Source organism: Mycobacterium sp. 1165178.9, from assembly GCF_001673555.1.
Lineage (GTDB): Bacteria > Actinomycetota > Actinomycetes > Mycobacteriales > Mycobacteriaceae > Mycobacterium.
In genome coordinates this window covers 1-7,299 of the sequence record NZ_LZMB01000539.1, presented here as the reverse complement: position 1 = coordinate 7,299, position 7,299 = coordinate 1, and the positions used below count along the sequence as shown (strand labels likewise).

General features: G+C 66.7%; 9 protein-coding genes. 3 read left to right on the top strand and 6 right to left on the bottom strand.

Going from position 1 to position 7,299, the window contains the following annotated elements:
* The coding region (locus A5652_RS22990) for a competence/damage-inducible protein A (protein ID WP_067357300.1) at nt 1-1,096 on the top strand (1,096 nt) is incomplete at its 5' end.
* A 2-nt stretch (nt 1,097-1,098) separates the two neighbouring features.
* On the opposite strand, the gene A5652_RS22985 is transcribed toward A5652_RS22990, so the two are convergent.
* Complete coding sequence (locus A5652_RS22985) at nt 1,099-2,361, bottom strand: MFS transporter (protein ID WP_197514070.1); 1,263 nt, start codon at nt 2,359-2,361, stop codon at nt 1,099-1,101.
* A gap of 76 nt (nt 2,362-2,437) precedes the next feature.
* Between A5652_RS22985 and A5652_RS22980 the strand changes: the two genes are divergently transcribed.
* Nucleotides 2,438-3,505, top strand: a complete 1,068-nt coding sequence (locus tag A5652_RS22980; protein ID WP_067357297.1) for an amidohydrolase family protein — start codon at nt 2,438-2,440, stop codon at nt 3,503-3,505.
* A 49-nt stretch (nt 3,506-3,554) separates the two neighbouring features.
* Nucleotides 3,555-3,944, top strand: a complete 390-nt coding sequence (locus tag A5652_RS22975) for a phage holin family protein (RefSeq protein ID WP_067357294.1) — start codon at nt 3,555-3,557, stop codon at nt 3,942-3,944.
* Nucleotides 3,945-3,947: 3 nt separating this feature from the next.
* Here the strand turns inward: A5652_RS22975 and A5652_RS22970 are convergent, their stop codons facing one another.
* From A5652_RS22970 to A5652_RS22950, 5 genes are all read right to left on the bottom strand, one after another.
* Nucleotides 3,948-4,730: an enoyl-CoA hydratase/isomerase family protein gene (locus A5652_RS22970; protein ID WP_067357291.1), complete on the bottom strand. Its 783-nt coding sequence runs from the start codon at nt 4,728-4,730 to the stop codon at nt 3,948-3,950.
* Nucleotides 4,727-5,689 (bottom strand): FAD-dependent oxidoreductase, encoded by a 963-nt coding sequence (locus A5652_RS22965; protein WP_067357287.1) that lies wholly within the window; start codon nt 5,687-5,689, stop codon nt 4,727-4,729. Before A5652_RS22965 ends, A5652_RS22970 begins: the two co-directional genes overlap by 4 nt.
* Nucleotides 5,690-5,759: 70 nt before the next feature.
* The gene (locus A5652_RS22960) at nt 5,760-6,398 is read right to left on the bottom strand and encodes a hypothetical protein (RefSeq protein WP_082984035.1); all 639 of its coding nucleotides are present in this window, start codon (nt 6,396-6,398) and stop codon (nt 5,760-5,762) included.
* 68 nt (nt 6,399-6,466) lie between these two features.
* A complete protein-coding gene (locus A5652_RS22955) occupies nt 6,467-6,961 on the bottom strand; it encodes an SRPBCC family protein (protein ID WP_067357284.1) in 495 nt (164 codons plus the stop codon).
* Nucleotides 6,961-7,299: nitroreductase family protein (locus tag A5652_RS22950; RefSeq protein ID WP_197514069.1), on the bottom strand; the 339-nt coding region annotated here is incomplete at its 5' end. The genes A5652_RS22955 and A5652_RS22950, both read right to left, overlap by 1 nt.

The window sequence follows — 7,299 nt, the reverse complement described above, 5'->3', positions numbered from 1 at the left end:
CCTGATCGTCACCAGCGGCGGCCTGGGGCCGACGGCCGACGATATGACCGTCGAAGTGGTCGCCCGGTTCTGCGAACGCGAGTTGGTGTTGGACGCCGAGGTCGAGGAGAAGATCGCCAACATCCTCAAGAAACTGATGGCGCGCAATCCCGCGTTCCAATCCGCCTTGGATCCCGGCACTTTCGAGTCACTGCGCGCCGCCAACCGCAAGCAGGCCATGGTGCCCACCGGAGCGCAGGTACTCGACCCGGTCGGCACCGCACCCGGCATCGTCGTACCCGGCAGGCCGACGGTGATCGTCTTGCCGGGGCCGCCGCGCGAGTTGCAGCCCATGTGGCATACGGCCATCGAAACGCCCGCGGCCCAGAACGCCATCGCCGGCCGGACCGTCTACCGGCAGGAAATGCTGCGCATGTTCGGGCTGCCCGAGTCGGGGCTGGCCGAAACGCTGCGCGAGGCGGAACAGGCCGTGCCCGGCTTCGGGCAACTCGAGATCACCACCTGCCTGCGGCGCGGGGAGATCGAAATGGTCACCCGTTACGAGCCGGAGGCCGCCGACGCTTATGCGCGGCTGGTCAAACTGCTGCGGGAGAGGCACGGGCATCAGCTGTACTCCGAGGACGGCTCGCGCGTCGACGACCTGGTCGCGCAGCTGCTGGCCGGCCACCGGATCGCGACGGCGGAGTCCTGCACGGCGGGCCTGCTGGCGGCGCGGCTGACCGACCGCCCGGGCTCGTCCGATTATGTGGCCGGCGGTGTGGTGTCCTATTCGAACGAGGCGAAGTCGGAGCTGCTCGGCGTCGACCCGGCGCTGATCGAAACGCACGGTGCGGTGTCCGAGCCGGTAGCCGAGGCGATGGCCGCAGGTGCGCTGCAGCGGTTCGGGGCCGACATCGCGGTCGCGATCACCGGAATCGCCGGCCCGGGTGGGGGAACGGAGGAAAAACCGGTGGGCACAGTGTGTTTCAGCGTAGCGAGCAATGACCGCACCGATACCCGCACGCTGCGCCTTCCCGGCAACCGTTCGGATATCCGGGAGCGCTCGACCACGGTGGCCATGCACCTATTGCGGCGCCTACTGGGCAACACCGAATAGCTTCATGTCACTTCGCTTGCCAGGAAGGCGGGTTCGGTTGTGCCGAACCGGATCCCGGTGGCGTCCTTGCCGATCAGCGTCAGAACCGCGACCGTGATGAGCACCGGTACGATCGTCGCCGCGAGCGCGAACGGGTAGCCGTGTGATTCGGCGAGGCGTTCCTGTATCGGCAAATTGAACGCCGCCAGCAGGTTTCCGAGTTGGTAGGTCACGCCGGGGTAGAGGCCGCGGATGGCATCAGGGGACATCTCGGTGAGGTGGGCCGGAATCACGCCCCACGCGCCCTGCACGAATAGCTGCATCAAAAACGAACCCAGGCACAGCATCGCCGCGCTGCGCGAGTACGCGAACAACGGGACGATCGGCAGCGCCAGGATCGCACAGAAGACGACGGTGTAGCGGCGGCTGAATCGCTGCGACAGCGTGCCGAAGACAAGACCCCCGATGATGGCGCCGACGTTGTAGACCACCACGATCCACTTGACCGTCGTGCTGGCCAGGTTGGCACCGTGGTTGGTGTGCGCCCCCAGGAAGGTGGGGTAGACGTCCTGTGTGCCGTGGCTCATCCAGTTGAAGGCCGTCATCAGCAAGACCAGATAGATGAACCGCCGGATGATCGCGCCGCTGCGCAGCACGTCGCGGATCCGGGTGCTGGTGAGCTTCATCTGGTACTGCGCGGCTTCCCACACCTCGGACTCCTCGACCCGGTAGCGGATGACCAGGCTGATCAGGGCGGGCACGATACTCAAGCCGAACAGCCACCGCCACGAAAGCCCCAGCCAGTCGATCACCACCAGGGAGGCGACGCTGGCCAGCAAGTAGCCGAATGCATAACCCTCCTGGAGCAGCCCGGAGAAGAACCCGCGGCGCTCCACCGGAACTTTCTCCATGGCCAGCGCGGCGCCCAGCCCCCATTCGCCGCCCATGCCGATGCCGTACAGCAACCGCAGGATGACCAGCACCGTGAAGTTGGGCGCGAAGGCGCACAAGAAACCCACCACCGAATAGAACATGACGTCGACCATCAGCGGAAGCCGCCGGCCGACGCGGTCGGCCCACAGCCCGAAGAGCAACGCGCCGACGGGACGCATGATCAGGGTGGCGGTGGTGACGAACGCGACCTCGGCCTTGCTGTGGTGGAACGTCTTGGCGATGTCGGCGTAGACGAGCACCACGATGAAGTAGTCGAAGGCGTCCATCGTCCAGCCCAGTAGGGCCGCGACGAAGGAGTTCCGCTGATCGGCGGTCAGTCGCTGTGTGGTCACGTCAGCATCGTGCAGTACGCGGCGCGGTAACGCGACCTGTTCCACCATCCGGGCTCCGGGAGTAAGTTCCGGATACATGCGGATCATCGACGCCGACGGACATGTAGCCGAGAATTCCTCGCTGGCAATCGAAGCGATCAAGCGATGGCCGCAACATGTCAAGTTCAGCACGGACGGGCGCCCGGGGTTGACGCTCGAAGGCCGCAACTACCCCGAGGACACGGGCCCGGGCGCGGGTTGCCCGCCCGAGCACGGGATCAGCAAGGCTCCCGACATCAATTGCCGTTCACCCGAGGGCGTGCTGGGCGACGCGGACCGCGATCACATCGACACGATGGTGCTCTACCCGAGCATGGGGCTCTGCGCGCCCAGTCTCGAGGATCCGGATTTCGCCGCGGGATTCTCGCGCCTGTACAACCAGTGGATCGCCGACTATTGCGCCGCGGCGGGCGGACGGTTGCGCGGGGTCGCTGTGACACCGATCGAGCATGGCCAGGCGGCCATCGACGTGATGACCGAAGCCAAAGAGCTTGGGCTGGTTGCGACTTTGGTGCCGCCGGCGCTTAAGAACCGCAACCTCGATCATCCCGACCTCGACCCCTTCTATGCCGCCGCCGTCGAACTCGGCATGCCGTTGGGCGTGCACGGCGCCCCCGGCATCCATCTGCCCAAGATCGGGGTGGACCGCTTCACGAACTACATCCAGGTGCACTGCATCAGCTTTCCGTTCGACCAGATGACGGCGATGACCGCGATGGTCTCCGGCGGCGTCTTCGAGCGTCACCCGCAGTTGCGGGTCGCGTTCCTCGAGGCGGGCGCGGGCTGGGTGCCGTTTTTCATGGACCGGCTGCACGAGCATTACGAGAAGCGCGGCGACTGGGTGGAGCGTGGTTGGCGTCGCGATCCGCACGACTATCTGGCCGCGGGCAACATCTGGGTGACGTGCGAGCCGGAGGAGCCGATCCTGCCCGGCGTGATAGACGTGCTGGGCGACGAGTTCATCATGTTCGCCAGCGACTACCCGCACTGGGACGGTGAGTGGCCGGAAAGCACCAAGCACCTGCGCACGCGAAGCGACATCAGCGAGGGCTCCCGGGAAAAGATCGGTGGCTTGAACGCGCAGCGCTTCTACAACCTGAACTGAGCGGCCTTTCGCTTACCCTTTGGGCGGACGGCTGGCAGGATTCGAGGGCATGGGCCCTTTCCTGTTGCGCGCAGCATTGACCGGACTCGCGTTGTGGATCGTCACCCTCTTCGTGCACGGCCTGAGCTTCGTGGGCGGCGACACGAAGCTGGAGCGGGCGGGCATCATCTTCGTCGTCGCGGTGATCTTCGGTCTGGTCAACGCGTTCATCAAGCCGATCGTCCAGATCTTGTCGATCCCGCTGTACATTCTGACGCTCGGCCTGTTCCACGTGGTTGTCAATGCGCTGATGCTATGGATCACCGCGCGGATCACCGAACACACCACCCACTGGGGGCTTCACATCGATCACTTCTGGTGGACCGCGATCTGGGCCGCCATCGTGTTGTCGATCGTCAGTTGGTTACTGTCCTTGGTGATTCGGCGCACCGGCGCCTGAGGCTCAGCGGGCCCTCCAGCGCGGCGCTCGCTTCTCGGCGAACGCGCGTGGCCCTTCCTTGGCGTCCTCGGTCTCGAAAACGCGGTCACTGTGCCGGGTTTCGTTGTCGTAGGCCGAGTTGAGGTCGAGCGCCAAGCCTTCGACGGCTGATTGCTTGGTGGCGAACACCGCGAGGGGCGCGTTGGCCGCGATGCGCGCGGCGAAGTCGTAGGCGGTGTCCATCAGTCGGTCCGCCGGGACCACCCGGTTGATCAGTCCCATGGCAAGGGCTCGTTCCGCATCCACCATCTCGGCCGTCAACAGCAGCTCCATCGCCAATGGGTAGGGCATCTGCCGCGGCAGCCGCACGGTGCTTCCGCCGCCGGCGAAGAGACCGCGCTTGGGCTCCATCACCGCGAAACGCGCGTCGGGGACGGCGACCCGGACGTCGGTGGAAGTCAGCATCTCGAAGCCACCCGCGACACACGTCCCGTTTACTGCGGCGACGATCGGCTTGTACACCGGGAATCGATGCAAGACGGCGTGGATGGCGTCCTCCTTGTTCCACCCCGTCGGCCTGGGCAGGTCACCGGTGAGTTCCGGGATGAATTTTTTGAGGTCGGCTCCCGTGCAGAAGTCCCGTTCGACCCCGGTGATCACCGCGACCCAGGCCCGCCCGTCGTCGCGGAACGCGGCCCAGGCGTGGGCCAGGTCTCGGAAATGCGCCATATCCAACGAGTTTCGTGTCTCGGGGCGGTTGATCGTGATGGTGGCGATGTGCTCGTCCAGCCGGTAATCGATGCTCACCCGGCGACTCCGTCGACCAGGCGCACCACGTCGCGCGCGCAACCCCAGGACAGCGTGACGCCGTTGCCGCCGTGACCGTAATTGTGGATGCACTGCGCCCGCCCCAGCAGCTCGGCTTCGACCCGCACCGACGGACGGTCGGGGCGTAGTCCGGTGATGACCTCGATCACCTCGGCGTCGTTGAGTCGCGGCTCGACACCGCGGCAACGCTGCAAAATTCGTTCGGTCACGTCAGGGTCGGCCGTGGTGTCCCAGCGGTCGGAGATGCTGATGCCTCCGCAGACCACCCGCTGCGGATGCGGGAAGTAACAGGTCCATTCCGGACCGGAGTTGAGTTCCAGAAACAGTTGCCGCAGACCGGGATTAGTGAGCACCACGTGTTGGCCGAACAGCGGCCGCACGGTGTCGTCACCGGTCAGCGCGCCTGCGGCGAGTCCGGCGCAATTGACGACGATTCCAGCTGCATCGGCGGCCTCGGACAGCGATTGCACGGGATGCTCCTCGACTTCGCAGCCGGTCGCGGCGAGCCGCCGAGTCAGATAGTCGAGGTAGTGCGGCATGTCGATCATCGGCACGGTCGCGTGAAATCCGGTATCGAAGCCCCCGGGAATGTCGGCCGGATCGGCCGGCCGCAGTTCGGGGATCAGCGTTGCCACCGACGACATCGCCTCGCTCAGCTCACCGACGGCGAGCGCGGGTGCCAGCTGCACACCGGAGTCGGGATCGCCGGCGAGATCGGTGAACACTCGCAGAGAGTGCTCGGTCCAGCCCAGCGTTTCGGCCGCCCGCTCGGCCGGACGTGGGGGAGCCCAGACGGCTCCCGCCACCGCCGAGGTCGTCTGCTTTAGCTTCGTCGCCGCCCACACCCGCACCGGCCAGCCTGCCTCGGCCAGACAGATGGCCGACGTCAATCCGCTGACGCCGGCACCGACGACGACAATCCCCTGCGCATATGCCACGGCGCCACGGTAGCGAACACAGGCCCGCCGCGGGCCGCGGCGCGTTGGCGTCGGCCGTTACTGAGACCGATCAGGAGTGTGCGGCTTGCGGGGCCGCCGGGGTCGCCGGAGCGACCGGTGCCTGCGGAGCCCGAGGCGCGGCGGGTGCCTGCGGAGCCGGAGATACGGCCGGCGCCTGCGGGGCCGGTGAGGCCGACGGCGCCCGCTGCGCGCCCCCACCAAGCAGGCTGTTGAGGATGCCGAGCGTGCCCTGCACACCCGCGGGCGGCGCGGTCGCCGGCAGAGCAGCGCCCGGCGTCAGCTGCCAGGGCTGGCAGCCGGAAGTCTTGAACGCTTTGTCGCCCGGATCGATCTGGACCACCTGCGGCTTTTTGGACATGGCGTTGTCGATGATGCCGCCGTCCGGGTTGGTCCGCTTCCAGTAGCAGGTGCCATCGCCGGCGGGGCCGCCGGAGCTGTAGATACCAGGCGCGATGTCGCTACCCACCGCGTAAATGCCGTCCTTGTCGATGGACGTCTTCGGCCCTGCCGGCGCGGGCGGAGCCCCCGGCGACGGCGAAGCGGCCGGTGCCGGTGCCCCCGAGCCCGACCCCGGCTCAGGTCCCTGGGTCTCGTCCGGATCGGCGCTGGCAACCACCGTTGACGCGGCCCAGCCGGCGACCATCAGGCTCGCGGCAAGCAACCTCGCCGCAGTAGGTACTCCACCCATAGAGATCGAGGGTACCGGGGTCAAGCACCTAATTCACCGTTGTGACATCGCCGAGCCGCAAAGAACGCTTAGGGGAGCCGGCGCACCCGGCCCGCATAACTGAGCGCGTGCTCGTAGGTCTCGAGATTGTCCCGGGAAATCCTGGCGTGGACGGGGCGCTCCAGGAAGAAGCGCAGCACCGGATTGTAGGCGTGATAAGTCTCGTGGAACGTCAGCACCGTGGCGCCGTCCGGCTGCTCTTCGAGCTGGTGATAGCCCTCGGCGCGTGACCACAGCGGGGCACCGACCGCGGTGTACCTCGACAGCCTGTTCAGCTCGGCCTCGGTCACCGTCTCCCACGAGCGCGCCCGGCCGCCGGACAGCAGGTACCTCGGGACTGGGAAGACACAGGTGCGGACCAGGCCCTCACCGGCCTCGTTGCCCTCGTTGAGAATTTTCATGCTGCCGGTCGGCCACTTGAGAACACGCGGCCGGGGCGCGTCCGGCGGCACGGGTGGATGCAGCACTCGCCAGACCTTTTTCGGCGGTGCATCGACGTGGAATCGCACGGTGTAGGACTGCATCAGCTTTCTCCATCCGCCGGTATCCAACTGTTCCAGAACGTGATGGTCTCCGCGGGTGGCCGCTTGGCCGGCCTGAAGTCGGTCCCGATCGTGTAGGCGACGGGGAACAGCGCGGCCTGCGTGACGGTGGGCGGAATGCCGAGCAGCTCGGCGACCTCTTGTTCCTTAAACAGATGCATCGTCGTCCATACCGATCCCAGGCCGCGGGAACGCAGCGCCAGCAAAAAGCTCCAGCCCGCCGGGATGATCGAGGCCCAGGCCGCCGCGGCGATGCCGGGTTCTGCGGTGTCGATGCGCTGATTGAGGCAGGGAATGACGTGCACGGGGACGTCGGCCAG

Coding starts and splice junctions, on each gene's coding strand:
- A5652_RS22980 (WP_067357297.1), top strand. CDS start 2,438: ATGCGGATCATCGACGCCGACGGACATGTAGCCGAGAATTCCTCGCTG.
- A5652_RS22975 (WP_067357294.1), top strand. CDS start 3,555: ATGGGCCCTTTCCTGTTGCGCGCAGCATTGACCGGACTCGCGTTGTGG.
- A5652_RS22960 (WP_082984035.1), bottom strand. CDS start 6,398: ATGGGTGGAGTACCTACTGCGGCGAGGTTGCTTGCCGCGAGCCTGATG.
- A5652_RS22955 (WP_067357284.1), bottom strand. CDS start 6,961: ATGCAGTCCTACACCGTGCGATTCCACGTCGATGCACCGCCGAAAAAG.